Here is a 25,576-nt window from a genome sequence, read left to right as displayed (position 1 = left end):
GTGGCCCTGACCCCCACGGCCCTTCCCGCCCCGAGCCGACGGGGCACGCCGCCGCCGCGAGCGACGGGCGACGAGCGAACGCCGGGGGCACCCCCCGCCGGAGGCCGGGGGAGAACGTCGGAGGCGAGCGGGCGGGCCGCCGGGTCGCGGCGGGCACTGCCCGCGCTCGCCGAGCGGCCCAGCCTGCTCGCCGCCGCCACCGTCCTGCTGGTCTGCGTACCGACCGGCGAGAAGGACGTCACCGCCGCCGTCCACATCACCGCCGCCGACCTCGCCTCACTGGCCCTGGTCGCCCTCACCGCGCTGAACCTGCTGCGTGGCCGCCTGCCCGTCCTCGACCGCACCACCTGCGCGCTGTTCGGCGGGATCGTGGCCGCCGCCGCCGTCGCCACCCTCGGCTCGATCGACCCGGCCGCCAGCGTCACCGGCTTCGTCCGGCTGGTCCAGGTGTTCGTGCTGGTGCCCGCCGCGGTGCTCTGCGCCCTGCGCGACCGCACCGACCAGCGCCTGGTCCTCGGCTCCTTCGTCCTCGCCGCCCTGATCCAGGGCGTGGTCGGCGCCAAGCAGTACCTCACCCACACCGGCGCCTCCTACACCGGCCAGCCGATCCGGGCCGTCGGCACCTTCGGCGCGCTGGACATCATGGCGATGTCCACGGTGGTCAGCTTCGGCCTGCTCGCCGCCCTGGCGCTCGCGCTGGGCGAGCGCGGGCCCGGCGGCGACGCCCGGCTGCGGCGGGCGATGTTCGCCGCCGCCGCCTTCCTCGCCTTCCCGCTCGCCGTCTCGTTCAGCCGCGGCAGCTGGATCGCCACCGGCGTCGCCGCCACCGTGCTGCTGCTGCGCGCCGACGCCCGGCTCGCCGTCCGCTCCGCCGTCCTCGGCCTGGCCGCCGCGGTCGTCCTGGTCGGCGGCCTCGGCCTCGGCGGCTCCGGCGTCACCAAGCGGATCAGCTCGATCGGCTCCGTCTCCGCCGCCCCCGACCAGTCCGTCTCCGACCGCTACGACCTGTGGGCCACCGCCGGGCGGATCTGGCAGGACCACCCCGTCCACGGCGCCGGGCCCAAGGCCTTCCAGCAGCTGCGCGACAGCCACGCCCCGCTGCGGCTGTCCTCCGGCAGCGACGCCGCCGACGCCACCATCGGCTTCCAGCGCGAACCGCTGCTCTCCCCGCACAACATGTACTTCCTGGTCCTCAGCGAACAGGGACTGATCGGCATCACCGCCTACGCCGCGCTCTTCCTCGCCCTCCTGCTCGGCTGCCTGCGCCGCTCCCGGGGCCCCGGCCTCGCGGCGCTCGCCCTGCTCACCTGGGTGCTGGTCGACTTCCTGTACGCCGACATCGGCGGCACCACCACCGTGCTGACCTCCGTCGTCCTCGGCCTCGCCGCCCTCGCCGCCGCCGAGGACCGCCCCTCCGGCGGCGAGTGGGCGATGACACCGTGACCACCGACCAGCCGACCGCCCTCACCTCCGCCCTCCCGGCCCCGCGCAGCGCGCCCGGCGAGCAGCCGGCCCCCGCGCCGGGCCCGGCGCCCCGCGGCGGCTTCCTCGCCAGGGCCTTCGGCATCACCGCGCTGCTCAGCGCCGCCGGCTCCGGGCTCGGCCTGCTGCGCGACCTCCTGCTGGCCCGCTACTTCGGCGCCAACCAGGGCACCGACGCCTTCCTGGTCGCCTGGACCGTCCCCGAGACGGCCGCACCGCTGCTGATCGAGGACGCCATGTCCTTCCTCATGGTGCCCGCCTTCGCCCTCGCCCTGGTGCTGCGCGAGGAGGACCCGGACGCCCCCGACCCGGTCCGCCAGCTGGTCCGCGCCACCCTGCCCTGGCTGCTGCTCGCGCTCAGCGGGCTCGCCCTGGCCGCCGCCCTGGGCGCCCCGCAGCTGGTCGAGCTGCTCGCACCCGGCCTGCCCGACCCCGGACTGGCCGTCACCTGCACCCGGATCACCGCGGTCACCGTGCTGCCCTTCGGCGTGGCCGGCTACCTGGCCGCCGCGCTGCGCGCCCACCACCGCTTCACCGCCCCGGCCGGCATCTACGTCGTCTACAACCTCGGCATCCTCGCAGTCCTGCTGGCCCTGCACGCCGCCCTCGGGGTGCGCTCCGCCGCCCTCGGCGTCGCGGTCGGCAGCCTGCTGATGGCCGGTCTGCTGGTCGGCCCGTTCCTGCGGCGGCTGCGCGGGGGCCCGCCCGGCGCCGGCCGCGGCCGCCGCTCGCGCAAGGCGCTGGTGCTGATGCCGCTCGCCCTGCTGCCGGTCGGCGCCTTCACCCTGACCCGGCAGTCCCAGGTCTTCGTCGAGCGCTACCTCGGGTCGGCGCTCCCGCCCGGCACCATCTCGCACCTCAACTACGCCGCCAAGGTCTCCCAACTCGCCATGACGGCGGGCATCCTGATCTGCACCGTCACCTTCCCGCTGGTCGCCAGGGCGCTCGCCGCCGGGGACCTCGCCACCGCCCGCGACCGGGTGGAGAAGGACCTCGGCCAGGCCGCGGCGGTCGTGCTGCTCGGCACCGCCTTCCTGATGGCCTGCGCCCCCTCCGTCGTCTCACTGCTGTTCGAGCGCGGAGCCTTCGGCCCCCGGGACACCGCCGCCACCGCCGACGTCATCCGGGTGTACAGCTTCGGCCTGCCCGCCCAGGCACTGATCGGCGTGATGATCCGCCCGTACTTCTCGCTGCGCCCGGTGGTCCGCCGGGCCGACGACCCCCGCACCGACGACGGCCGGCGCCGGCTGCTGGACTGGTACCCGGCCGTCGTGATGGTGCTCGGCCTGGCCGTCACCGTCGTCACCGGCCTGCTCGCGACGCCCGCCTTCGGCGCGCTGGGACTCGCCGCCGGGAACGCGGCCGGCATCACCACCACCGCCGCGCTGCTGCTGCGCGGCCTGGTGCTGCGCGGCATCCCGCTGCGGCTGCGCCGGGTGCTCGGCGGCCACGGCCGGCTGGTGGCCGCCGCCGCCGGGGCCACCGTGCTCGGCACCGCCGCCGCCGGCCTCGCCGCCGACCCCCTGCTCTCGACCCTCCTCGGGGGCCTCACCGTGGCGCTGGCCTTCGCCGCCCTCGGCACCGGGTTCGGTGCCCGCGAGGTGCGCGGCCCGGTCCTCGCCGCCGCCCGGGCCGCGGGGCCCGCCCGGTGGATCCTGCCGGGCCCGTCCGCCGGACAGGCCCCGAACCCGCCAACCCTCGCCGAAGAAGGGAAGCGTCCCCATGGACAATGAACGGGGCACCGTCCGTTCGGCCCAGGCGGGCGTCAGCAACGCCCAGCCGCACCGGGCGCGACTCCCGAGGAGCCGCCACCCGGTCGGCGAACCGCCGATCCCCGGCCCCGCCTCGCCGTGGATCCTGATGTACCACTCGGTGGCGGTCGAGAAGGAGGACCCGTACCGGCTCACCGTCAGTCCCGAGCGGTTCGCCGAGCAGATCGCCTGGCTGCACCGGCGCGGCCGGCGGGGCGTCTCGGTCCGGGAGCTGATGCGGGCCCGGGCGCTCGGCCGGGACGAGAAGCTGGTCGGCCTCACCTTCGACGACGGCTACGCGGACTTCGCCCGGTACGCCGTCCCGATCCTCCAGGCCTACGGCTTCACCGCCACCGCGTACGTGGTCGCCGACCTGCTCGGCCGCGACAACGACTGGGACGTCGAGGGCCCCCGGAAGAAGCTGCTCACCGTCCAGGAGGTCACCGAACTCGCCGCCGCCGGCTGGGAGATCGGCTCGCACGGCCTCGGCCACCAGTCGCTGCCCGGCCTGTCGGCCGAGGCCCTCACGGTGCAGGCCCGGGAGAGCAGGCGGCTGCTGGAGGACTTGGTCGGCGGCCCGGTGACCGGCTTCTGCTACCCGTACGGCGCCGTCGACCTGCCCGCCGCCCTGGCCGTCCGGGACGCCGGGTACGACTACGCCTGCGCCATCGCGCACTCCCCGCTGACCGGCCGCTTCGCCCTGCCCCGCTGCTACGTCGGCGACCGCGACGGCGCCTGGCGGCTGCGCGCCAAGAAGGGCCGGCACCGGCTGCGCGACGCCGTCACCGAGCTGCGCCGTACGCGCAGGGAGCGCTGGGAGCGCCGGCGATGAGGGTGCTGCACATCGTCACCGGGCTCGCCTCCGGCGGTGCCGAGCGTCAACTCCACCTGCTGCTGCGGCACTTGCCGCCGCACCAGCAGTGCGAGGTGCTGGCCCTGACCAACCCCGGCACGGTCGCCGCCGCCCTGCGTGCCGACGGCGTGACCGTCCACCACCTCGACATGCGCGGCAACCGGGACCTCGGCGCGCTGCCCCGGCTGGTCCGGCTGGTCCGGGCCGGCCGCTACGACCTGGTGCACACCCACCTCTACCGGGCACAGCTGTACGGCCGGCTGGCCGCGCGGCTGGCCGGGGTCCGGGCGGTGGTCTCCACCGAGCACTCGCTGCACGCCGGGGTGATCGAGGGCCGCCCGGTCACCCGGGGCGTCAAGGGCCTCTACCTGGCGGCCGAGCGGCTCGGCTGCACCACCGTCGCGGTCTCCCGGCAGGTCGCCCAGACGCTGGGGTCCTGGGGGGTGCCGCCGGCCCGGATCGAGCTGATCCCCAACGGCATCGACACCGGCCGCTACCGCCTCCCGCCCGCCGAGCGGGCCGCCGCGCGCCGTCGGCTGCGGGCCGAACTCGGCCTGCCGGAGGGGAGTTGGGTGGTCGGCGGGGTGGGGCGGCTGGTCCCGGGCAAGCGCTTCGAGGTGCTGGTCGAGGCGCTCGCCGGACTGGACCCGGCCACCCGCCTGGTGCTGGTCGGCGAGGGTCCCGAGCGGGCCGCGCTGGAGCGCCGGGCCGTCGAACTCGGCGTCCGGGAGCGGCTGGCGCTCACCGGGGAGCGCGACGACGTGCCCGAGCTGCTGGCCGCCCTGGACGTCCTGGCCGCGCCCTCGACCGCGGAGACCTTCGGCCTCGGCGTCCTGGAGGGCCTGGCCGCCGGGCTGCCGGTGCGGCACAGCGCCTGCCCTGCCCTCGACGAACTGCCGCCCCGGGCCGCCCCGCAGGCCCGGCGGATCGCGTCCGAGCCGGCCGCCTACGTCGCCGAGCTGCGCGACCTGCGGCACCTGAGCGAGCACACCGCCGACCCGCTGCCGCACCCGCCGGCCGTCGGCCACTACGACATCGCCCGGGTCGCCGCCGACCTGAGCGCCCTCTACGACCGGCTGGCCCGCGCTTGACCGCCCGCCGTCGCCGGTACCGCCGTCCCATACCCAAGGAGCCACACCCATGACCACACCGCGCCGAAGCGCCCGCCGCCTGGTCCGCCGCTGGTGGCCGGTGGCGCTCGCGGTTCCGCTGGGCGCCGCGGCCGGCGCCGGGTACGCCGTCGTCTCGCAGCCCTCGTACGCCGCCAACGCCTACGTCCTGGTGGTCCCGCAGAACCCGGGGGAGGCCGCGACCGCGACCAACTTCGCGCAGGCGTACGGGCGGCTGGCGGGCCAGCCGCAGGTGCTGGCGGTGGCGGCCGCCGAGACCGGCCACACCCGGGCCGAGCTGGAGTCCCTGGTGCACGGGACGACCTCCCCGGACGCCCCGATGATCGAGATCACCGGCACCGGGACGGGCGCCCAGGAGGCCGCCCGGACCGCCGACGCGGTGGCCCGCTCGCTGGTCGCCTTCGCCAACACCAGCAGCAAGGACACCAACGTCCGGCTGGTCACGCTGGCCCCGGCCGCCGCGCCGGACGAGCCGACCACGCCCTCCGGCAAGCTGGACGTCGCCGTCGGCGGCGCGGCCGGGCTGCTGCTGGGCGCGCTGGTGATGATGACCCGCCGCCGGGGCGGGGCGGGGGAGCCCGAGGCCGCGGAGACCGCCGGGGTGCCGGACGGCCCCGCCGCCACCGGGCCGGCCGAGGTGCCGGCGCCGCCGCGCCCGCGTGCCGAGGAGCCGCCGGTCGAGGCGGAGCCGAAGGCGGCTGCCGCGAAGGATGCCGCGGTGAAGGGCGCTGCCGCGAAGACCGGCGCCGCGGCGAGCGCCGAGGCCATGGACGCCGACACCGCGGACACCGAGGCCGTGGCCGCCGACGCCCCCGCCGGGAAGGCCGCCCCGAAGGCCGGCGCGAAGACCGGGACCGGCCCGGCGGACCGCTCCCCGGCCAAGGAGAAGGCCGCCTCCGGGAGCGCCCGATGAGCACCGAGACACGCAGAGCCGGTCTGCCGGCCCAGACGTCGGCGCCGTCCTGGACCACCGAGGTGCGGTGCGAGGACGACGCCCTGGACACCCTCGCCGAGGAGTGGGACGACCTGGCCGGCCGCTGCCGGACCGCCACCTTCTTCCAGGCCGCCGACTGGCAGCGCTCCTGGTGGCGCCAGTACGGCAGCCCGGGCGCGCTGGTCGTGGTGCTGGTCCGCCGGAACGGCCGGCTGGTCGGCGCGGGTGCCTTCCGGCGCCGCGGCCCGTTCGGCGGTCTGACCGGCCTGGGCGCCGGGCTGATCGACTACACCGACGTCCTCCTCGACGACGGCTGCGCCGACCGGGCCGCCGCCGAGTTCGCCGCCGCCCTCCCGCTCACCCGCCCCTGGCACTGGCTGGAGCTGCGCGAGGTGCACCCCGAGGCCGCGGTGCAGCGGGTGTACGAGCAGTGGCGCGGCAACCGCCGCCGCTTCGAGGACTCGCTCTGCCAGTACCTGCCGGCCGTCCCGATGGAGCGGCTGCTCAAACGGGTGCCCGGCAAGACCGCCCAGCGCAGCCGGGTGAAGCTGCGCAAGATCGCCGAAGCCGGGGTGCAGGTCCGCTCGACGCCGCCGGCCGAGGTGCCGGAGGCGCTGGAGGGGCTGCTGCGGCTGCACTTCCTCCAGTGGAACGAGCGCGGCGTCACCCCGGAGCACCGCACCGAGCGGTTCGCCCGGCACCTGACCGAGTCCACCACCGGCCTGGTCGCCTCCGGCCGGGCCGCCGTCCACCAGTTCCACCTGGACGGCCAGCTGGTCGCCGTCAACCTGCTGCTGCTCTGCCCGTCCTTCGGGGGGCTGTACATGTACGGCGCGCACCCGGTGCTGCGGGAGCGGCTGGACATCGCCGGGCTGCTGTTCAGCGCGGCGCTGGACGAGACGGTCGGCGCGGGCATCCCGGTGCTCGGCCTGCTGCGCGGCCAGGAACCGTACAAGCAGCGCTGGCGCCCGGACCGACTGCCCAACCAGCGGCTGCTGCTGGGCCCCGCGGGGGCGGCGCCGGCCGCGGCCGCCCGGGCCGGGGTGGTCCGCGCCCGGCAGGCGGCGGTGCACCAGCTGCGCACCCGCTTCCCCCGGCTCAAGGAAGCGCTGCTGGCCCGCCGCCGCAGCTGACCGCGCTCAGCGCCGGGCGGGCGTCGGGCTCGCCGACGGGCCGGCGGACGGGCCGGCCGACGGCTTCGGGGGCGCGCTCGGGGTCGCGCTCGCACTCACGCCGGCGCTCGCGCTCGCGCTCGGCAGGGCGGGGACAGCGGGCGCCGGGGGCGCCGTCGGGACCACCGCCGGCGCCCCCTTCGAGCCGGCCATCAGCTGCTTGAACCGCGCCGCCGAGCGCGGATTGCTGCCGCACTGGAAGAAGCCGTGCGGGCAGTAGTCGGTGATGGTCTGGTAGGCCGTGTCGTGGGTGCGCATCCACTCGACCATCCTCTGGACGAACTCGGGGTTGTCGCCGTTGCGGAACAGTCCCCACTCCGGGTACGAGACCGGCTTGCCGCGCTTGGCGGCGAACTCGACCTGGTCCTGCAGGCCGTACGGCTCGCGCACGTAGTCGTCGAAGGTGTTCCCGGCGGGCTGGTCGTAGCTGTCCATGCCGATGATGTCGACCACGTCGTCGCCGGGGTAGCACTTGGTCCACGGGATGGCGTCCAGACCCCGGTTGGGGGCGAAGTCGAAGCGGAACCGCTGCCCGGGCACCGAGCGCATCACCCCGACGATCCGCCGCCAGTACGCCTTCCAGGCGGCGGGGTCGGGCTTGCAGCGGTGGGTGTAGGTGGTGCCGTTCATCTCCCAGCCGAGGGTGAGCACGGTGTCCGCGCCTCCCAGCGCGACCAGCCGCCGGGCGAGCTTGAGGAAGTGCCCGTCGAAGTCCCCGCGGACGCCCCGGCCGAGCAGCTTGGCCACCTCACTGTCCGGCACGCCCGCCTCGTTGGGCACCAGCATCGGCACGCCGAGCACCAGCTGCCGGGAGGGGTCGGCCAGCCGCCACTGCGACCACATGCCGAGCACCACCGGCTCGCCCTCGATGTCGGCCCAGCCGTTGCCGGCCAGGTAGGTGTGGCCGACCTGCAGGTTGGCGTCGCCCAGCCAGTGGGCGTACCGGCCGATCTGCGGGATGTAGTTGTCCCAGGAGCCGACGAAGGCGCCGAACGGCGGCTCGTGCTTCGGCCGCTGGACCGGCGGGCGAGGGGCGGCGCCGCGCGGCTCGAAGGCGTCCGAGGACAGGACGTGCCGTTCGGTCTGGCTGAGCGGCGTCCCGGCCGGGACGCTGGCCGTGGCCAGCAGCAGCAGGGCGGCGGCGGCCAGCGTCAGGCGGCCGATTCGCATGGTCTCTCCTCCTGGCGTCGCGGGGGCGGGGCGCCCGGTCTCGGCGTGGACGGACCGTGGCGCCCCGCTCGCCGACAGTAGGCCCGCCGGAGGACGGAAAAGCCGAATGTCACCCTAAAGTGGGCGATATTCGAACGCCGTCTGCCGCAACGGCCGTCGACCGGCCGCCGTGTATCAGATCTGTAACGGTCCGGCCGGGCCCGCGCGGCCCGGCCCGGGAGGCCCCGCGGAGCGGTCCGGGCGCCGACGGCGCAGGTGGGCGGGCGGGCGCACGGGCGGCCGGCGGCGCCGTTCGCGGCGCGGGCCGGGCCCGGAACCGGGCTGACTCGCGCGCCCGCCGAAAGGTACGCTCCGGCCGTGTCCCGGAAGCCGCTGCGTGTACTGACCCCCCGCTCGATCCTGCCTGCCCTGGCGGTGATGCTGGTCCTTGCGGCCGGCGCGGCGGCCCACGCGAACAAGCCGGTCCCGTTCGGCGACCGGGTGGCCGGGCCGGGCGCGGAGGCGACGCCGGTGAACTCGGAGTCGCTCAGCGCGGCCGACCTGGACCTCCGGGTGGGCCCGGGCCTGGAGGCCTTCCACAAGCAGACCGGCGAGCAGGCCTGGTCCTACCGCCGCGAGGGCGCCGAGGCGCTCTACCTGGCGATGGCCGGGGACAACGCGATCGTGGTCTGGGACGACGGCCTGGTCACCTCGGTGCGCCCGGGCGACCACGAGGTGCGCTGGCACCGCGCCGTACCGGGCCTGGCGGACTGGCTGCGCGGCGACGGCGAGCCCGGCGCCGACAAGCGGACCGACGCCCAGCGCAAGCAGCTCGCCAAGCAGCGGGCCGCGGCCGCGCTGCACACCGTCCAGCGGGACGGCTCGCCCTGGCTGGCCCTGGTGACGCCGAACCTGACCATGGGCCTGCGCGACGCCGACGGCGACCTGCGCTACAACGACAAGCCGGCCAACGGCTGCGCCTACGACCCGCTGCGCGCCGTGCACACCGACTACGCCGTGCTCATCCCGCGCACCTGCACCAACAGCGGCGGGCAGGCCGTCTCCGGCGGCCTCACCGGCTACCGGCTGGACAGCAACGGCTGGGCGATGAGCACCGGCCCGGCCGCGACCCTCAAGGTGCTGGACCGCAGCCGGGTGGAGATCACCGACGGTCCGATCGTCCCGGCCAAGGTCTTCGACACCAAGGCGGCCGCCCCCGAGACGGCCTGCGGCACCCTGGACGCGCCGTTCGCCGCCGTCCGGCCGCAGGGCGGCTGCGCCGACCCGGCGGGGGCTCCGGCGACCACCGACGCCCCGGTCCCGGCTCCGGCTCCTGCGACCGACGCTCCGGCTCCGGCCCCGGCGACCGATGCTCCGGCTCCGGTGGCGACCGACGCCCCGGCGGACGACCAGCCGGCCGCGGCGCAGCCGTAACCGACGGGCCGTCCGGGCGGCGGGCACCCGGGGCGACGGCCTCCGGGGTGTTTCGCGCGGCCCGGTAGACTTGCCGTCATGGCTATCTTCTCCGGGCAATAGCGGGCGGCGGCGCCCCAGCGTGGCGCGCCGACCACCGACGAAGCCCCCTTCCGCTCGCCCGGCCCCGGGCCCCGCCCGGTCCGCCCGCCCACGTCCCAGGAGTAGTTCCCAGCCATGATTTCCGCCAACGCCCTCGAGCTGCGCGCCGGTGCCCGGATCCTGATCGAGTCCGCCAACTTCAAGGTCGCCGCCGGCGACCGGATCGGTCTGGTCGGGCGCAACGGCGCCGGCAAGACCACGCTCACCAAGGTGCTGGCCGGCGAGGGCCTGCCCGCCGCCGGGACGGTCACCCGCTCCGGCGAGGTCGGCTACCTCCCGCAGGACCCGCGCACCGGTGACCTGGACGTCCTCGCCAAGGACCGCATCCTCTCCGCCCGCGGCCTCGACACCGTGCTGAAGAAGATGCGCGAGAACGAGGACCGGATGGCGAACGGCAAGGGCGCCACCCGCGAGACCGCGATGAAGAAGTACGCCCGGCTGGAGACCGAGTTCCTCACCAAGGGCGGGTACGCCGCCGAGGCCGAGGCCGCCACCATCGCCGCCGCGCTGGGCCTGCCGGACCGCATCCTCAACCAGCCGCTGCACACCCTCTCCGGTGGTCAGCGCCGCCGCGTCGAGCTGGCCCGGATCCTCTTCTCGGACTCCGACGTGCTGCTGCTCGACGAGCCCACCAACCACCTGGACGCGGACTCGATCGTCTGGCTGCGGGACTTCCTGAAGACGTACAAGGGCGGCTTCATCGTCATCTCGCACGATGTCGACCTGGTCGAGACGGTCGTCAACAAGGTTTTCTACCTGGACGCCAACCGCTCCTGCATCGACGTCTACAACATGGGCTGGAAGCAGTACCAGCAGCAGCGCGAGGACGACGAGAAGCGCCGCAAGCGCGAGCGGGCCAACGCCGAGAAGAAGGCCGCGACCCTGAACGCGCAGGCCGACAAGATGCGCGCCAAGGCGACCAAGACGGTGGCCGCGCAGAACATGGCCCGCCGCGCCGACAAGCTGCTCTCCGGTCTGGAGCAGGTCCGGGTGAACGACAAGGTCGCCAAGCTGCGCTTCCCGGAGCCGGCCCCCTGCGGCAAGACCCCGCTGACCGCCAGCGGCCTGTCGAAGTCCTACGGCTCGCTGGAGATCTTCACCGACGTCGACCTGGCGATCGACCGGGGCTCCCGGGTCGTCGTGCTGGGCTTCAACGGCGCCGGCAAGACCACCCTGCTGCGGATGCTGGCCGGGGTCGAGGCGCCGGACACCGGCGAGGTCATCCCGGGCCACGGCCTGAAGATCGGCTACTACGCCCAGGAGCACGAGACGCTCGACCCCGAGCGCAGCGTCCTGGAGAACATGCGCTCGGCCGCGCCGGACACCGACCTGGTGCAGATCCGCAAGATCCTCGGGTCCTTCCTGTTCTCCGGCGACGACGTGGACAAGCCCGCCGGGGTGCTCTCCGGCGGTGAGAAGACCCGTCTGGCGCTGGCCACCCTGGTGGTCTCCTCCGCCAACGTGCTGCTGCTCGACGAGCCCACCAACAACCTCGACCCGGCCAGCCGCGAGGAGATCCTGGGCGCGCTGCGCGAGTTCTCCGGGGCAGTCGTGCTGGTCACCCACGACGAGGGCGCGGTCGAGGCGCTCGACCCGGAGCGGATCATCCTGCTGCCGGACGGTGTGGAGGACCTGTGGAACCCGGGCTACGCCGATCTGGTCTCGCTGGCCTGACCGGAAGTAGACGCGCCATCCGCTTTTCGGACCAGAAAAACTAGTCCTTACGGCGTGTCCGGGAATGAAGAAGACCCGGATTCCGTTTAAGGACTTCCCGTCGGCCCGCCACTCGATCGTGGTCGGGCCGACGTTGCTGATCAGCCCTTTTCCGGCGAACGGCGGAATCCGGCCGGGGGCGTGCACTCTGCGTGAGCGCCCTGATGCGCTCGGATCACCACCGGAGGACCACGCAATTCCGACATCGACCTTGCCGAATGGGTGGCCAGGACGCGGTGGATGGGTGATCATGGGAATCTGACCGAGCAACGCTACGAGGAGGCACGGGTGGCCGAGACTCTGAAAAAGGGCAGCCGGGTGACCGGTGCCGCGCGTGAGAAGCTCGCGGCCGATCTCAAGAAGAAGTACGACTCCGGGGCGAGCATTCGCGCTCTCGCGGAGGAGACCGGTCGTTCGTACGGCTTCGTGCACCGGATGCTGAGCGAGTCCGGAGTGATCCTCCGGGGCCGCGGTGGTGCCACGCGTGGCAAGAACAAGGCGACTGCCGGGGCCGGTTCCTGACGGTTCGTCAATCATTGGCTGGATGACGCGGCGGCAGGCTGCCGGCCGAGGAGACGAGGGCTGAACCATCAGCCGGGCGTCCGCCCTCGGGTCGTGTGGACCGGCCGCCGATCGTCATGTCCGGGGTGCCGTCCACCCCCGGCGGCCGTTCCGCGAGGCTCCGTCGATCTTTCGGGCCGGGGCCCCTGCCCTGCCGCGCCCAGGTTTGTTACTCTCCGGTAGCCACATCCCTCGCCACCGGAGGTCCCCGCATGACCGCTCCCGCCACCGACCCGCAGGCCCCGAGCTGGGAGCGGGACGGCGTCCGCCTGGAGATCGAAGGCGAACTCGCCGTCGTCACCCTCTGTCAGCCCAAGCGGCGCAACGCGCAGTCGCCCGCGCTCTGGCGCGCCCTCGCCGCCGCCGGCCGCGCTCTGCCCGGCACCGTCCGGGTGGTCCTGCTGCGCGCGGAGGGCGTCTCCTTCTCGGCCGGGCTGGACCGGGCCATGTTCACCGCCGAGGGCATCCCGGGCGAGCCCACCTTCCTGCAGCTCGCCGGCGCGGGCGACAAGGAGCTGGACGACACCATCGCCACCTACCAGGAGGCCTTCACCTGGTGGCGCCGCCCGGACCTGATCTCCATCGCGGTCGTCCAGGGCCACGCCGTCGGCGCGGGCTTCCAGCTGGCGCTCGGCTGTGACCTGCGGGTGGTCGCGGAGGACGTCCAGTTCGCGATGAAGGAGACCTCGCTCGGCCTCGTCCCCGACCTGGCCGGCACCAAGCCGCTCACCGAACTCGTCGGCTACGCCCGGGCGCTGGAGATCTGCGCGACCGGCCGCTGGGTCGGCGCCGAGGAGTCCGCCACGATCGGGCTGGCCAACCTCGCCGTACCGGGCGCCGAGCTGGACGGCGCGGCCCGCGACCTCGCGGCGGCCCTGCTGGCCGCTCCGCGCGGCGCGGTGATCGAGACCAAGGCCCTGCTGCAGGGCGCCGCCGGGCGCTCCTTCGAGGAGCAGCGTTCGGCCGAACGGGTCGCGCAGGCGCGCCGGCTGCGGGAGCTCGCCGGTATCGGCGACTGACCGCCCGGTCTCGATCGGAGGCCCGGCCCCGGGGGATGACCCGGGGCCGGGCCTCCGGCGTTCCCGGGGTGCGGCGGCGGGTGCTCCGCGCGGAGCCGGGCGGGTGCCGCTCGGCGGGCGCGGACCGTGGCGAAATGCCAGAGTTGGGGAGGTTTGCGATATAGCTGGAGCCGTACGACGGGAGATGCGCCCATGCCTGACACTCCGACGCCCGCGACCCTGCACAAGAACGCCGGCGGCACGCCCACCCCCGGCCCGCCGCCCGGTGCCACCGGCGGTGCGAAGACGGCCGGGGAGCGCGGACGCACGGCGCTGGCCGTCGGCGTGGTCGAGAAGATCGCCGGAATGGCCGCCCGGGAGGTCTCCGGGATCCACGCGCTGGGCTCCGGGCTCTCCCGGACCTTCGGCGCGATGCGGGACCGGGTGCCCGGCGGCAAGTCCAGCATCGGGCGGGGCATCAAGGCCGAGGTCGGCGAGAAGCAGACCGCCATCGACATCGCCCTGGTGGTCGAGTACGGCGTGGTGATCCCCGAACTCGCCCGTCAGGTGCGGGAGAACATCATCAACGCGGTGGAGCGGATGACCGGCCTGGAGGTCGTCGAGGTCAACATCGCGGTCAACGACGTCCACCTCCCGGACGAACCGGAGTTCGAGGAGGAAGAGGAGACGGTGCCGTCGTCGGGGCAGCGGCCCAAGCTCAAGTAGCGGGCGGCGCTTGCGGAGTGGGCGGAGCACGGGCAGCGAGGAACGAGGGAGTAGCGGATGAACCTGGCCATCGTCGGCCTGGTGGTGGGCATGGCCCTCGGCTTCGCCGGGTACTTCGGGGGGTTCGCGGCGTTCCTGCTGGTGGCCGCGCTCGGACTGGTCGGCTTCGTGGTCGGCCGCCTCCTGGAGGGCGACATCGAGCTGGGCGAACTCGGGGACCTGCTCCGCGGCCGCGACCGGCGCCGCTGATGGCGGCCGCCGCCCCCGGCCCGGCCCCCGGCCCGGCCCCCGGCCTCGCCCCGGCGCGGCGCGGACGGCTGCGGGTCGCCGACCGGGTCTACGCCCGGATCGCCGCCCGGGCGGCGCGGGAGGTGCTGGCCGCGGCCTGGCCCGCCGGGCGGGTGAAGGGGGCGCCGCCGCGCGTCACGGTGGCGGTGCCGGGCAGCACGGTGACGGTCCGGGTGGAGCTCGAACTGCCCTTCCCGGCGGACGTCGCGGGGCTGGCGCGCGCCGTGCGGGAGGCGATCGCCGCCCGGGTGGCGGGCCTGACCGGGACCCGGGTGTCGGACGTGGTCATCGTGGTCGAGAAGCTGGTGACCGGGGGAACGTCGTGAGCGCGGAGGCCGGGACGGTGCCCGACGGCGGGGCGGCGGCCCCCGGCACCGAGGAGCTGGGGAAGGTGCGGCGGCCACGGGCGCCGCGGACCGCGGCCGCGGCCCTGGTGGCGACGGTGGTGCTGGTCGTGGCCGGAGCGCTGCTGTACGACGTGATCGAGGTCCGGGCCGGACGGCCGGCCCGGAGGTGGCGGGCGCAGATCGCGGACGAGCTGGCCACCCGGCACCTCGACGACCTGTGGGTGCTGGTCGGCGCCGGGGCGGCGACGCTGCTCGGCGGGTGGCTGCTCTGGCTGGCGATCGCGCCCGGGCTGCGGAGGTGGCTGGTGCTGCGCCCGTACGGGGGCACGACCGCGGCCGTCGACCGGGCCGGGATCGGACACCTGCTGAGGGACCGGGCGGCGGGGCTGGCCGGGATCGACCACCTGCGGATCCGGGTCGGCCGGCGGCGGGTGCGGGTGGCGCTGGTCGGGCCCGCCGACCCGGCGTCGGTGCAGCGGCAGCTGCGGGAGGAGCTGGACCGGGTCGGGGCGGCGCGGCCGTTGCGGCTGGACGTCCGGACGGCGGGCGGGCGCCGGGCCGGGCGGGGCGCGCGGCCGGAGCCGGCGGACGGAACTGAGTCGGAGCCGGAGTCGGGGACGGGGACGGGGGTGGCGGAGTGAGGCGGGTGGTCGTCAACCGGGTGCTGCTGGGAGCGGTGGGGGTGCTGCTGCTCGCCGCCGGGGTGCTGGTGCTGGCGGGCGGGCTCGACCTCTACCGGCGGCTGGGCGCGCACCCGCCGCACTGGTGGCCGCTGACCTCGCCGGACCAGCCGGTGGTGAGCGCCCGGTCGCGGGGCCGGTGGGTGGACTCGGCGTGGTGGTGGCCGACGGTGATCGGCGGGCTGGCCGTGCTGGTGGTGGGGATGGCCTGGTGGCTGGTGGCCCAGCTGCGGCGGACCGGGCTGTCCAGCATCGCGGTCCCGACGCCGGGCGCGAGCGGGCTCCGACTGCGGGTCAGCGCACGGGCGTTGGAGGAGGCGATGGAGACCGGGACGGCGGTGCTGCCGGAGGTCGAGCGGGCCGGGGTCCGGCTGGTGCGGGCGCCGGGGCACCCGCGGCTGCGCGGTGCGGTGCGGCTGACACCGGGCGGGGATCCGGCCGCGCTGGTGGAGCACTTCGAGGACGGGCCCCGGACGGACGCCTGCCGCAGCCTGGGGCTGCCGGAGCTGCCCGCGGACCTGCGGATCCGGGTGCTGCAGGCCGCCCCCGCCGAACCGCGGCGCCGGTGGCGCCGACGGCGGCGGAGGCAGTCGAGGGTGCTCTGACCAGAAATCAGAGGGTGCGCAGGGCGCCGCCGTCGACCGGGACCATCAGGCCGGTCAGGTAGGAGGCGGCGGGGGAGAGCAGGAAGGCGGCGACCTTGCCGAACTCCTCGGGGGTGCCGTAGCGGCCGAGCGGGATGCCGGCGCCGGCCCGTGCCCGGGCGCCCTCGGGGTCGCCGCCGAGCGCGTCCAGCTCGCGTACCCGGTCGGTGTCGATCCGGGCCGGGAGCAGGCCGACCACGCGGATGCCGCGGGGGCCGAGCTCGTCCGCGAGCGCCTTGGCGGCCATCGCGAGGCCGGGGCGCAGGCCGTTGGAGATGCCCAGGCCGGGGATCGGCTGGCGGACGGAGCTGGAGAGCACGAAGCCGATCACCCCGCCCTCGCCGAGGGCCGCGGCGGCGGCGCGGGCGATCCGCAGGGCGCCCAGGAACACCGATTCGAAGGCGTCGCGCCAGGCGTCCTCGGGGGTGGTTTCGACCGGGCCGGCCTGGGGGCCGCCGACGCTGATCAGGACGCCGTCGAGCCGGCCGAACCGCTCGGTCGCCTCCGCGACCAGCCGCTCGGCGGTGCCCGGGTCGGAGTTGTCCGCGACCAGGCCGTGGGCGGTGCCGGGGCCGGCCAGGGCGTTCAGTTCGGCGACGGCCGCGTCCACGGCCTTCTCGTTCCGGCCGCTCACCAGCACCCGGGCGCCGTCGGCGGCGAGTTCACGGGCGGCGGCGAAGCCGAGGCCGCGGGTGGCGCCGGTGACGACGTATGCCTTGTCCTTCAGTCCGAGATCCATGGGGACATACTGCCGGGTGGGGCGGGGGCCCGGGGGCGGGGGTGCGGTTCCGGGAGTGGTCGCGCCGGGGCTGGCGTTGACGTCCGGGGCAAGGTTTACGGTCGTTGCCGGAAGCGCGGGAGGAGCGGGTTCGGATGCGGATCGGGGAGCTGGCGGAGCGGGCGGGGACGACCACGCGGGCGTTGCGGTACTACGAGCAGCTGGGGCTGTTGCCGGCCCGTCGGGCGGTCAACGGGTACCGGGCGTACGACGAGGGCGACCTGCGGCTGCTGCGGGAGATCCGGACGCTGCGGGACGCCGGGTTCGGGCTGGAGGAGACCCGGCCGTTCGTGGAGTGCCTGCGGGCGGGGCACCCGGAGGGGGACTCGTGTCCGGCGTCGCTGGAGGTGTACGAGCGCAAGCTCGCCGAGCTGGACGACTGCATCGAGCGGCTGCGGGAGGCGCGGGCGCGGGTGGCCGGCCAGTTCGAGCGGGCGGTGCGGGCGCGGGACGACCTCGCGGCTTCCGAAGGATCACCCCAGTGCGAACTGACGGAGGAGTAGACGATGACGCGGATCGAGGGTGTGCCGGCGGTGACGGACGAGACGTTCGCCACCGAGGTGCTGGCGGCCGAGGGGCCGGTGCTGGTGGACTTCACGGCGGACTGGTGCCCGCCGTGCCGGATGATGGCGCCGGTGCTGGCGGACATCGCGCGGGAGGAGTCGCACCGGCTGCGGGTGGTGAGCCTCGACGTGGACCACAACCCGCGGACGCAGGCGGCGTACGGCGTGCTGTCGATGCCGACGCTGATGGTGTTCCGGGGCGGGGAGCCGGTGCGGTCGGTGGTGGGGGCGCGGGCCAAGGCGCGGCTGCTCCGGGAGCTGGACGACGTGCTGTAGAACAGCCCGGGCCCGGGCGCTACGCCGGGACGGGTTCGGTGACGGTCTCCGGCTCGGCGGCCTGCTTGGCGCGGTCCTTGGCCTCGCGGCGGGCGAGGATCCAGACGCCGACCGGGATCATCGCGGTGAACAGCCACCACTGGACGGCGTAGGCCATGTGCGGGCCGATGTCCGAGTGGTTGGGCTCGGGGATCAGCTGGGGCTGGTCGGCCGGGGCCGGGGTGGTGGCGGCGAGTTCGAGGTAGCCGCCGAGGAGGGTGGTGCCGCTCTCCTTGGCCTGCTCCTCGGTGTTGATCAGGTTGAACTGGCGGTCCGGCAGGCCGGCGCGGTCCTTGATGCCGCTGGCGCCGTACGTCTCGTCGGCGCGCAGCCGGCCGGTGAGGGCGACCTCGCCGGCCGGGGCGGCCGGGACGGGCGGGTACTGGGTGGCGCCGTCGCCGGAGGGGACCCAGCCGCGGTTGACCAGGACGGTGCCCTTGCCGTCGGAGAGCTTCAGCGGGGTCACGACGAAGTAGCCGATGGTCCCGCTGGAGTCGGTCCGCTTGCGGACCACGAACTCGTGTGCCGGGTCGTACTGGCCGGTGGCGGTCACCGCGCGCCAGGTGAGGTCCTTGGGGACCGTGGCGCCGGGGGCCGTCGACAGGGTGTCGAAGGGGACCGGGGCGGCCGTCAGGGCCTGGCCGATCAGCTCGTTCCGGGCCACCCGCGCCTCGTGGCGGTGCAGCTGCCAGAAGCCCAGCTCGATCGTCGCGGGGATCAGCAGCAGCGCGATCAGCATGGTGATCAGCCACTGGCGGGTCAGCAGAAAACGGTACACATGGGAACGGTACGCCGACCTCACAACCGGCTCACGCACCGGGGTGCGGGGCGACCTCGCGCAGCAGTTGCAGGAACGCGTCCTCGGTGACCACCGGGGTGCCGACCTCCCGGGCCTTGCGGGCCTTGCCGCTCCAGCTGTCCGGCTCGTTGGTGACCAGCAGGCTGGTGAGGCGGCTCACCGAGGAGGCGATGTGCAGGCCGGCCTCGACGGCGCGGTCCTCCAGGAGCTCGCGGTCGGTGGCGGTGTCGCCGGTGAAGGCCACCCGCATGCCCTGGACCAGCGGCTTGCCGTCCTGCCAGCGCCCGGGGTTCGGGTACGGGCAGGCCGGGCGCTTCTTGGCCTGGCGGTAGTTCGCGCCGGTCCAGGAGGCGCGGCCGGGGGCGGCGGACTCCTCCTCGCCGAGGTCGGTGACCGCGACGCAGTTCTGCAGCGGCAGCGGGACGCCGCCGAGGCGGGCGAGGTGCAGGCTGGGGCGGAAGGCCTCGGCGAGCACCCGGGCGTCGTCCAGGGCGTTGTGGGCGTGCCGCTGCTGGACGCCGAAGTGGGCGGCGAGCGTGGCCAGCTTGCCGTTGGGCAGCGGCAGGCGGAGGTCCCGGGAGAGGACCATGGTGCAGATCCGCTGCTCGACCGGGGCGCGCAGGCCGGCCCGGGAGAACTCGCGGGAGATCATGTTCCAGTCGAAGAGCGCGTTGTGCGCGACCAGGACCCGGCCGCGCAGCCGGTCGGCGAGCTCGTCGGCGATCTGCGGGAAGGTCGGGGCGGTGGTGAGCAGCTCGGCGGTCAGGCCGTGGATCCAGACCGGGCCCGGGTCCCGCTCGGGGTTGACCAGGGTGTACCAGTGGTCGGTGACCTCGCCGTCCGGGTCCAGCTGGTAGACGCCCGCCGAGATGACGCGGTCGGAGCGGCCGAGACCGGTGGTCTCGACGTCGACGACCGCGAAGCCCTCGGTGAGGGCGGCTGAGCGCTGTGCGGGGACCGGGGCGGTCCTCGGCGCGGGCTGGATCGGTTGCATGGTCCAACAGGATAAGGGGCGGCGAGGACGGGTCCGGTCGGAATGTTCCGACCGACCGGCCGGAATAGAGTGGTCGACGGGGGTGTCGTACACCTGGTCGATACGTTCTGAGCGAAGGAACAGCGCATGCGTGCCACCGTGATCCACGGCCCCAATGACATCCGGATCGAGGAAGTACCGGACCCGGTGATCCGGCATCCCACGGACGTGGTCCTCCGGGTGCTGAACGCCTGTATCTGCGGCAGCGACCTGTGGGCCTACCGGGGCGTGGCCCAGCGGGTGGCCGGGCAGCGGATCGGGCACGAGTTCCTGGGCGTGGTCGAGGAGGCCGGCGCCGAGGTCCGGGGCTTCGCCAAGGGCGACCTGGTGGTGGCCCCGTTCGTCTGGTCGGACGGGACGTGTGATTTCTGTCGCGAGGGCCTGCACACCTCCTGCCCGCACGGCGGGTTCTGGGGCCAGGTCGGCTCGGACGGCGGCCAGGGCGAGGCGGTGCGGGTGCCGTTCGCGGACGGGACGCTGGTGAAGCTGCCGAAGGAGGCGGCGGGCGACGAGAAGCTGCTGCCGGGGCTGCTGGCGCTGTCGGACGTGATGGCGACCGGGCACCACGCGGCGGTCTCGGCGCGGGTGCGGCCCGGGTCGACGGTCGCGGTGGTCGGCGACGGCGCGGTGGGCCTGTGCGGCGTCCTGGCGGCGCACCGGCTGGGCGCGGGCCGGATCATCGCGCTGGGCCGGCACACGGCCCGGACCGAGCTGGCCCGGCGCTTCGGCGCGACGGACGTGGTGGCCGAGCGCGGGGACGCGGCCGTCGAGGCGGTCAAGGAGCTGACCGGCGGCGTGGGCGCGCACGCGGTGCTGGAGGCGGTCGGCACCGAGGAGTCGATGCGGACGGCCGTGTCGATCACCCGGGACGGCGGCGCGGTCGGGTACGTCGGGGTGCCCCACGGCGGCAGCGCGGGCGTGGACATCGGACAGATGTTCGGCCGAAACGTTTCGCTGAACGGTGGCGTCGCGCCGGCCCGCGCGTACATCCCCGAGCTGCTGCCGGACGTGCTCTCCGGGGCCATCGAGCCGGGCCTGGTCTTCGACCGCACGGTCGGCCTGGACGGCGTGCCGGACGGCTACCGGGCGATGGACGACCGCTCGGCGCTGAAGGTCCGGATCGCCTTCTGACGTCTTGTCACGAGGGGCGGCACCGCTGGTCGGTGCCGCCCCTTTCGCATGGGACGGGAGGGGTGCGAAGCGGCACGGGTGGTGGTTTTCGGCCATTCGGATGGTGCGAGGGGGTGAACGGCTGGCTGATCGCGGTCAACCCCTTTCGGGCTGGGCACGACGCTCCTAGCATTGCGCGGCGCGCCCGCGAAATGTGACGGCCCTCACGTTCGATCGTTCCCCCTGTGTGACAGCTACGCCGAAGGAGTGAGGAGAGAGAGTGGATTCGCCGCCGATCGCCACTTCCCCCACGGAAGTCCAACTCATCGACGAGAGTGAGGAGTTCCGTACCCTGCGGCGCTCGTTCCGGAGCTTCGCCTTCCCGGTCACCATCGGCTTCGTGCTCTGGTACCTGCTCTACGTCCTGCTCTCGTGCTACGCCCCCGGCCTGATGGGCACCAAGGTCATCGGGCACGTCAACCTGGCCCTGGTGCTGGGGCTGCTGCAGTTCGCCACCACCTTCGCGATCGCCGCCTGGTACGCCCGCTACGCCGACCGGCGGATCGACCCGGTCGCCACCGCGATCCGTGAGGCGCACGGCGCCGTCGTCCACGCCCCCCGGGAGTCCGCCGAATGACCTTGCTCGCCAGCTCCGCCACCGAGCACCGCGGCCTGACCATGACCCTGTTCGGGGTCTTCGTGCTGGCCACCCTGGTCATCACCGTCTGGGCAGGGCGGCAGAACCGGAGCGCCGCCGACTTCTACGCCGGCGGCCGGGGCTTCACCGGCTTCCAGAACGGCCTGGCCATCTCCGGCGACTACATGTCCGCGGCCTCCTTCCTCGGCATCGCCGGGCTGATCGCGCTCAACGGCTACGACGGCTTCCTCTACTCGATCGGCTTCCTGGTCGCCTGGCTGGTCGCGCTGCTGCTGATCGCCGAGCCGCTGCGCAACTCCGGCCGGTTCACCATGGCGGACGTGCTCGCGTTCCGGATGCGCCAGCGGCCGGTGCGCACTGCGGCCGGGGTGTCCACCATCGTGGTGTCGATCTTCTATCTGCTCGCCCAGATGGTCGGCGCCGGGGCGCTGGTGGCCCTGCTGCTGGGGGTCACCGGGGACGGCGCCAAGCGCTGGACCATCCTCGCGGTGGGCGCACTGATGATCATCTACGTGGTGATAGGGGGCATGAAGGGCACCACCTGGGTGCAGATCGTCAAGGCGGTGCTGCTGATCGTCGGTGCCGCGCTGATGACCGTCCTGGTGCTCGCCAAGTACCACTTCAACCCCTCGGAGCTGCTCGGCGCCGCCGCCTCCGCGAGCGGCAAGGGGGCGGCCTTCCTCGAACCCGGGCTGAAGTACGGGGCCAGCAACACCTCCAAGCTCGACTTCATCAGCCTGGGGATCGCCCTGGTGCTCGGCACCGCGGGCCTGCCGCACATCCTGGTCCGCTTCTACACCGTGCCCACCGCCAAGGCGGCCCGGAAGTCGGTGCTCTGGGCGATCGGCATCATCGGCGTCTTCTACCTGATGACGCTGGCGCTCGGCTTCGGCGCGGCGGCACTGGTCGGCCGCAGCGGCATGGTGGCCGTCGAGGGCAAGACGCCGTCGGGGAACACCGCGGCGCCGCTGCTCGCCGAGCAGCTCGGCAAGCAGCTCGGCGAGCAGCTCGGCGGCGGGGACGGCGCCACCGGCGGGGCGATCATGCTCGCGGTGATCTCCGCGGTCGCCTTCGCCACCATCCTCGCCGTGGTCGCCGGCCTCACCCTGGCCTCCTCGGCTTCCTTCGCGCACGACCTGTACGCCAACGTGATCCGGCGCGGCAAGGCGAGCGAGAAGGAGGAGGTGCTGTCGGCGAAGTGGGCCGCTGTCGCGATCGGCGCCGTCTCCATCGTCCTCAGCCTCTACGCGGGCAAGCTCAGCACCGCCGCCCTGGTCGCGCTGGCCTTCGCGGTGGCCGCCTCGGCGAACCTGCCGACCCTGCTGTACTCACTGTTCTGGAAGCGCTTCACCACCGCGGGCGCGGTCAGCTCGGTCTACGCCGGCCTGATCTCCTCGGTGGTGCTGGTGATCTTCTCCCCGGTGCTGTCCGGAACCCCGAAGTCACTCTTTCCGGACGTCGACTTCCACTGGTTCCCCCTGGAGAACCCCGGCCTGGTCTCCATCCCGATCGGCTTCCTGGCCGGCTGGCTCGGCACCCTGCTCTCCCCCGAGCGTCCCGACCCGGCGAAGTACGCTGAACTGGAGGTCCGCTCGCTGACCGGACTGGGTGCCCATTGATCATCCCGCGATGACTATGCTGGCCCGGCCCGCCTCACGGTGGCCGGGCCGGCCGCATTTCGGGGAAGGACGCACGTGCTGCTCGACACCTTCGGACGCCAGGCCGTCGACCTGCGGGTCTCCCTCACGGACCGGTGCAACCTGCGCTGCACCTACTGCATGCCGGAGGAAGGCCTCCAGTGGCTGGCCAAGCCGGACCTGCTGACCGACGAGGAGATCGTCCGGCTGGTCACCGTCGCCGTGCGGGACCTGGGCGTCCGCGAGGTCCGCTTCACCGGCGGCGAGCCGCTGCTGCGCCCCGGGCTGGTCGCGATCGTGGCCGCCTGCTCGGAGCTGGAGCCGCGCCCCGAGCTGTCGCTGACCACCAACGGCATCGGACTGGCCCGCACCGCGACGGCGCTGCGCGAGGCCGGGCTCGACCGGGTCAACGTCTCGCTGGACACCCTCGACCCCGAGGTGTTCCACACCCTCACCCGCCGCCACCGCCACCAGGACGTGCTGGACGGGCTGGCCGCCGCCGAGGCCGCCGGGCTCACGCCGGTGAAGCTGAACGCGGTGCTGATGCGCGGGGTCAACGACCACGAGGCCGCCGACCTGCTGGCCTGGTGCCTGGAGCGGGGCTACGAGCTGCGCTTCATCGAGCAGATGCCGCTGGACGCCCAGCACGGCTGGGACCGCAGCTCGATGGTCACCGCCGGGGAGATCCTCGACCTGCTGCGGGCCCGCTTCGCGCTCACCCCGGAGCCGTCCGCGTCCCGGGGCGCGGCGCCCGCCGAGCGCTGGCTGGTGGACGGCGGCCCGGGCCGGGTCGGCGTGATCGCCTCCGTCACCAGGCCGTTCTGCCGCGCCTGCGACCGGACCCGGCTGACCGCCGACGGCCAGGTGCGCAACTGCCTGTTCGCGACCGGGGAGACCGACCTGCGCGCCGCGTTGCGCTCGGGCGCCGCCGACGCCGAGCTGGCCACGCTGTGGCGGGCGGCGATGTGGGGCAAGAAGGCCGGGGCCGGGATCGACGACCCGGAGTTCCTGCAGCCGGACCGGCCGATGTCCGCGATCGGCGGCTGAGCGCGGGGGCGGAGAAGCGGTTCGGGCTCGGGGTCAGGCGGAGGCGCCGGGGTCCTCGGGGGTCCAGTCGGCGAAGGCGACGACCTCCTTGAGGAAGCCGCGCACGCCGAGGAACTGGGACAGGTGCTCGCGGTGCTCGTCGCAGGCGAGCCAGGTCTTGCGGCGGTCCGGGGTGTGCAGCTTGGGGTTGTTCCACACCAGCACCCAGCCGGCGTCCGCCCGGCAGCCCTTGGCGGAGCAGATCGGCGTCTGCGGGGTGTCCATCGGGCCGTCCTCAGCGGTAGCGGGTGAATCTGCACCGCCAGTCTGTCACGCCCCGGCCGGACGACCGGATCCGGGCATGGCGACGCCGGGCAGCCACGGGGGGAGCCGCCCGGCGTCGGTCCGTCGCTCCGACGGGGGATGCGGAGCGCGTACGCAGTATGTCACGCCAAGACCCTCGGATGGGGAGGTCTTGCATGATTAATCTGAGGTTTTATTGAGCTTTCGTCGAGCCGGATCAGGACGGAACGGGACGGAACGGTCGGTCAGTTCACGTCCTGTGAAGGATCGGTGGCAGCGGTCTTCGCACCACCCGCACCGGCCGTCGCACCCGCCCCACCCGTACCACCGGGGCCGAGCATCAGCGGGGTGTCGAGCGGGATGTCGAAGGTGCTCGGCAGCCCCGGGGCCCGTTCCCGGCCCGCGTTGGCGATCAGCACCGCGAAGTACGGCATCAGGACGGCGCACGCCAGCGCCGCGAACGCCAGCCAGCGCTGGACGTCCCACAGCACCACCGCGAGCAGCACGCAGACCGTACGGAACAGCATCGAGATCACGTAGCGGCGCTGGCGCCCCCGGACGTCCTCGGTGAGGCTGCTGCGAGCCCCCGTGATCCGGAAGACCTGCCCGCCGCCGGCACTCTTGTCCATGTGTCCTACCGCCCTCGTCGCGCCCCCGCGCGTCTGGCCGCGCGGCCACTTCACGGTACGCCCGGGCGGTCGTGGCGACGAGACCGGGTGGGGCGGACGCACCCGGCCGGGTGCGCGAAGGGCCTGTCCGGCGGAGCGGACAGGCCCTTCGCGGAACGGGCTTCAGGAGCGCCGGGAGAGGTACTGCGGGGGCACGGCGTCGGTGAGCCAGACGCCGTTGTCGCTGATCCGGAACTCGTGGCCGGCCGCCGCCATCGCGGCGGCGTTCACCGTCAGCACCACCGGACGGCCGTGCCGGGCGCCGACCCTGGTCGCCGTCTCGGTGTCGGCCGAGAGGTGGACGTCCTGGCGGGCCATCGGGCGCAGGCCCTCGCGGAAGATCGCCGCCAGGTGCCGGTCGGCGGTGCCGTGGTAGAGCACGTGGGGCGGCACGGCGGCGGCCAGACCGAGGTCGACCGCCACCGTGTGGCCCTGGTTCGCGCGGATCGAGAGACCGTCCGGCGAGTAGCCGAAGCGGCGCTTGTTGTTGGTGGCCACCACGTGGTCCAGCTCGGCCCTGGTCAGCCGGTTGCCCTTCGCCGCGAGCGCGGCGAGCAGCACGTCGATCCGGACCCAGCCGGCCCCGTCGAGCGTGACGCCCACCCGCTCGGGCTCGTGCCGCAGGATGCGCGACAGCATCTTGCTCGTCTTGACCAGCCGCTTCTCGTCCGTCATGTCTCTCG

General features: G+C 74.4%; 28 protein-coding genes. 21 read left to right on the top strand and 7 right to left on the bottom strand.

All coding sequences use genetic code 11. From position 1 onward, the window contains the following. From ACYP53_RS00695 to ACYP53_RS00670, 6 genes are read left to right on the top strand one after another with little or no spacing between them, the layout of a single operon-like run. Nucleotides 1-1,443 carry an O-antigen ligase family protein gene (locus tag ACYP53_RS00695; protein ID WP_229928604.1) on the top strand — a complete coding sequence of 481 codons (1,443 nt, stop codon included), beginning with the start codon at nt 1-3 and terminating at the stop codon, nt 1,441-1,443. Continuing rightward, nucleotides 1,440-3,215 (top strand): lipid II flippase MurJ, encoded by a 1,776-nt coding sequence (locus tag ACYP53_RS00690; protein WP_459646354.1) that lies wholly within the window; start codon nt 1,440-1,442, stop codon nt 3,213-3,215. Before ACYP53_RS00695 ends, ACYP53_RS00690 begins: the two co-directional genes overlap by 4 nt. Further along, a complete protein-coding gene (locus tag ACYP53_RS00685) occupies nt 3,205-4,065 on the top strand; it encodes a polysaccharide deacetylase family protein (RefSeq protein ID WP_459646353.1) in 861 nt (286 codons plus the stop codon). Before ACYP53_RS00690 ends, ACYP53_RS00685 begins: the two co-directional genes overlap by 11 nt. After that, a complete protein-coding gene (locus ACYP53_RS00680; RefSeq protein WP_459646352.1) occupies nt 4,062-5,177 on the top strand; it encodes a glycosyltransferase in 1,116 nt (371 codons plus the stop codon). Before ACYP53_RS00685 ends, ACYP53_RS00680 begins: the two co-directional genes overlap by 4 nt. A 49-nt stretch (nt 5,178-5,226) precedes the next feature. After that, nucleotides 5,227-6,129, top strand: a complete 903-nt coding sequence (locus ACYP53_RS00675) for a Wzz/FepE/Etk N-terminal domain-containing protein (protein ID WP_459646351.1) — start codon at nt 5,227-5,229, stop codon at nt 6,127-6,129. Further along, entirely contained in the window at nt 6,126-7,283 is a 1,158-nt protein-coding gene (locus ACYP53_RS00670) for a GNAT family N-acetyltransferase (protein ID WP_189916295.1), read from the top strand. The genes ACYP53_RS00675 and ACYP53_RS00670 overlap by 4 nt, the downstream gene beginning before the upstream one ends. Nucleotides 7,284-7,289: 6 nt before the next feature. On the opposite strand, the gene ACYP53_RS00665 is transcribed toward ACYP53_RS00670, so the two are convergent. Then, entirely contained in the window at nt 7,290-8,492 is a 1,203-nt protein-coding gene (locus ACYP53_RS00665; RefSeq protein WP_459646350.1) for a glycoside hydrolase family 26 protein, read from the bottom strand. Between the two features lie 357 nt (nt 8,493-8,849). Between ACYP53_RS00665 and ACYP53_RS00660 the strand changes: the two genes are divergently transcribed. The 9 genes from ACYP53_RS00660 to ACYP53_RS00620 all read left to right on the top strand — a co-directional run bounded on the left by ACYP53_RS00660 (nt 8,850) and on the right by ACYP53_RS00620 (nt 15,964). Beyond that, nucleotides 8,850-9,905 carry a PQQ-binding-like beta-propeller repeat protein gene (locus ACYP53_RS00660; protein WP_189916293.1) on the top strand — a complete coding sequence of 352 codons (1,056 nt, stop codon included), beginning with the start codon at nt 8,850-8,852 and terminating at the stop codon, nt 9,903-9,905. Nucleotides 9,906-10,121: 216 nt separating this feature from the next. Then, on the top strand, nt 10,122-11,720 hold the full coding sequence (locus ACYP53_RS00655) for an ABC-F family ATP-binding cassette domain-containing protein (RefSeq protein ID WP_189916292.1): 1,599 nt from the start codon (nt 10,122-10,124) through the stop codon (nt 11,718-11,720). Between the two features lie 327 nt (nt 11,721-12,047). Next, entirely contained in the window at nt 12,048-12,281 is a 234-nt protein-coding gene (locus tag ACYP53_RS00650; RefSeq protein WP_030059940.1) for a helix-turn-helix domain-containing protein, read from the top strand. Nucleotides 12,282-12,532: 251 nt separating this feature from the next. Further along, the gene (locus tag ACYP53_RS00645; RefSeq protein WP_459646349.1) at nt 12,533-13,339 is read left to right on the top strand and encodes an enoyl-CoA hydratase/isomerase family protein; all 807 of its coding nucleotides are present in this window, start codon (nt 12,533-12,535) and stop codon (nt 13,337-13,339) included. A 192-nt stretch (nt 13,340-13,531) separates the two neighbouring features. Beyond that, nucleotides 13,532-14,044 carry an Asp23/Gls24 family envelope stress response protein gene (locus ACYP53_RS00640; RefSeq protein ID WP_189916290.1) on the top strand — a complete coding sequence of 171 codons (513 nt, stop codon included), beginning with the start codon at nt 13,532-13,534 and terminating at the stop codon, nt 14,042-14,044. A 57-nt stretch (nt 14,045-14,101) separates the two neighbouring features. Beyond that, nucleotides 14,102-14,293 carry a hypothetical protein gene (locus tag ACYP53_RS00635; protein WP_189916289.1) on the top strand — a complete coding sequence of 64 codons (192 nt, stop codon included), beginning with the start codon at nt 14,102-14,104 and terminating at the stop codon, nt 14,291-14,293. Next, on the top strand, nt 14,293-14,658 hold the full coding sequence (locus tag ACYP53_RS00630) for a hypothetical protein (RefSeq protein WP_459646348.1): 366 nt from the start codon (nt 14,293-14,295) through the stop codon (nt 14,656-14,658). The genes ACYP53_RS00635 and ACYP53_RS00630 overlap by 1 nt, the downstream gene beginning before the upstream one ends. After that, on the top strand, nt 14,655-15,320 hold the full coding sequence (locus ACYP53_RS00625) for a DUF6286 domain-containing protein (protein WP_459646347.1): 666 nt from the start codon (nt 14,655-14,657) through the stop codon (nt 15,318-15,320). The genes ACYP53_RS00630 and ACYP53_RS00625 overlap by 4 nt, the downstream gene beginning before the upstream one ends. 5 nt (nt 15,321-15,325) lie before the next feature. Next, on the top strand, nt 15,326-15,964 hold the full coding sequence (locus ACYP53_RS00620) for an Asp23/Gls24 family envelope stress response protein (RefSeq protein WP_459646346.1): 639 nt from the start codon (nt 15,326-15,328) through the stop codon (nt 15,962-15,964). Nucleotides 15,965-15,971: 7 nt separating this feature from the next. Here ACYP53_RS00620 and ACYP53_RS00615 read toward each other — a convergent pair whose 3' ends face one another. Beyond that, nucleotides 15,972-16,742 carry an SDR family oxidoreductase gene (locus ACYP53_RS00615; protein ID WP_189916285.1) on the bottom strand — a complete coding sequence of 257 codons (771 nt, stop codon included), beginning with the start codon at nt 16,740-16,742 and terminating at the stop codon, nt 15,972-15,974. A gap of 134 nt (nt 16,743-16,876) precedes the next feature. On the opposite strand from ACYP53_RS00615, the gene ACYP53_RS00610 reads away from it, so the two are divergent. After that, a complete protein-coding gene (locus tag ACYP53_RS00610; protein ID WP_189916284.1) occupies nt 16,877-17,284 on the top strand; it encodes a MerR family transcriptional regulator in 408 nt (135 codons plus the stop codon). 3 nt (nt 17,285-17,287) lie between these two features. Next, the gene (gene trxA, locus ACYP53_RS00605; protein WP_308437569.1) at nt 17,288-17,620 is read left to right on the top strand and encodes a thioredoxin; all 333 of its coding nucleotides are present in this window, start codon (nt 17,288-17,290) and stop codon (nt 17,618-17,620) included. Nucleotides 17,621-17,639: 19 nt separating this feature from the next. Here the strand turns inward: trxA and ACYP53_RS00600 are convergent, their stop codons facing one another. Beyond that, entirely contained in the window at nt 17,640-18,437 is a 798-nt protein-coding gene (locus ACYP53_RS00600; protein WP_189916283.1) for an SURF1 family cytochrome oxidase biogenesis protein, read from the bottom strand. 31 nt (nt 18,438-18,468) lie between these two features. Beyond that, the gene (locus ACYP53_RS00595) at nt 18,469-19,452 is read right to left on the bottom strand and encodes a DEDDh family exonuclease (RefSeq protein ID WP_189916282.1); all 984 of its coding nucleotides are present in this window, start codon (nt 19,450-19,452) and stop codon (nt 18,469-18,471) included. Between the two features lie 126 nt (nt 19,453-19,578). Here ACYP53_RS00595 and ACYP53_RS00590 point away from each other — a divergent pair, with 126 nt between their 5' ends. From ACYP53_RS00590 to moaA, 4 genes are all read left to right on the top strand, one after another. Continuing rightward, nucleotides 19,579-20,622 (top strand): zinc-dependent alcohol dehydrogenase family protein, encoded by a 1,044-nt coding sequence (locus tag ACYP53_RS00590; protein WP_459646345.1) that lies wholly within the window; start codon nt 19,579-19,581, stop codon nt 20,620-20,622. A 259-nt stretch (nt 20,623-20,881) separates the two neighbouring features. After that, nucleotides 20,882-21,238 (top strand): DUF485 domain-containing protein, encoded by a 357-nt coding sequence (locus tag ACYP53_RS00585; RefSeq protein WP_189916280.1) that lies wholly within the window; start codon nt 20,882-20,884, stop codon nt 21,236-21,238. Further along, nucleotides 21,235-22,878 (top strand): solute symporter family protein, encoded by a 1,644-nt coding sequence (locus ACYP53_RS00580; protein ID WP_459646344.1) that lies wholly within the window; start codon nt 21,235-21,237, stop codon nt 22,876-22,878. Before ACYP53_RS00585 ends, ACYP53_RS00580 begins: the two co-directional genes overlap by 4 nt. Nucleotides 22,879-22,953: 75 nt before the next feature. Next, entirely contained in the window at nt 22,954-23,943 is a 990-nt protein-coding gene (moaA, locus tag ACYP53_RS00575) for a GTP 3',8-cyclase MoaA (RefSeq protein WP_189916278.1), read from the top strand. A 33-nt stretch (nt 23,944-23,976) separates the two neighbouring features. Here moaA and ACYP53_RS00570 read toward each other — a convergent pair whose 3' ends face one another. The 3 genes from ACYP53_RS00570 to ACYP53_RS00560 form a co-directional block, all read right to left on the bottom strand. Continuing rightward, nucleotides 23,977-24,207, bottom strand: coding sequence for a hypothetical protein (locus ACYP53_RS00570; protein WP_189916277.1), 231 nt, complete (start codon nt 24,205-24,207; stop codon nt 23,977-23,979). 263 nt (nt 24,208-24,470) lie between these two features. Beyond that, nucleotides 24,471-24,854, bottom strand: coding sequence for a DUF3099 domain-containing protein (locus tag ACYP53_RS00565; protein WP_189916276.1), 384 nt, complete (start codon nt 24,852-24,854; stop codon nt 24,471-24,473). 162 nt (nt 24,855-25,016) lie between these two features. Beyond that, the gene (locus tag ACYP53_RS00560; protein WP_189916275.1) at nt 25,017-25,568 is read right to left on the bottom strand and encodes an RNA 2'-phosphotransferase; all 552 of its coding nucleotides are present in this window, start codon (nt 25,566-25,568) and stop codon (nt 25,017-25,019) included. Nucleotides 25,569-25,576: the final 8 nt, after the last annotated feature.

It is taken from the genome of Kitasatospora sp. Ki12, from assembly GCF_054601375.1.
The sequence above is the reverse complement of the archived record's forward strand: the minus strand, read 5'-3'. Positions and strand labels throughout refer to the sequence as shown.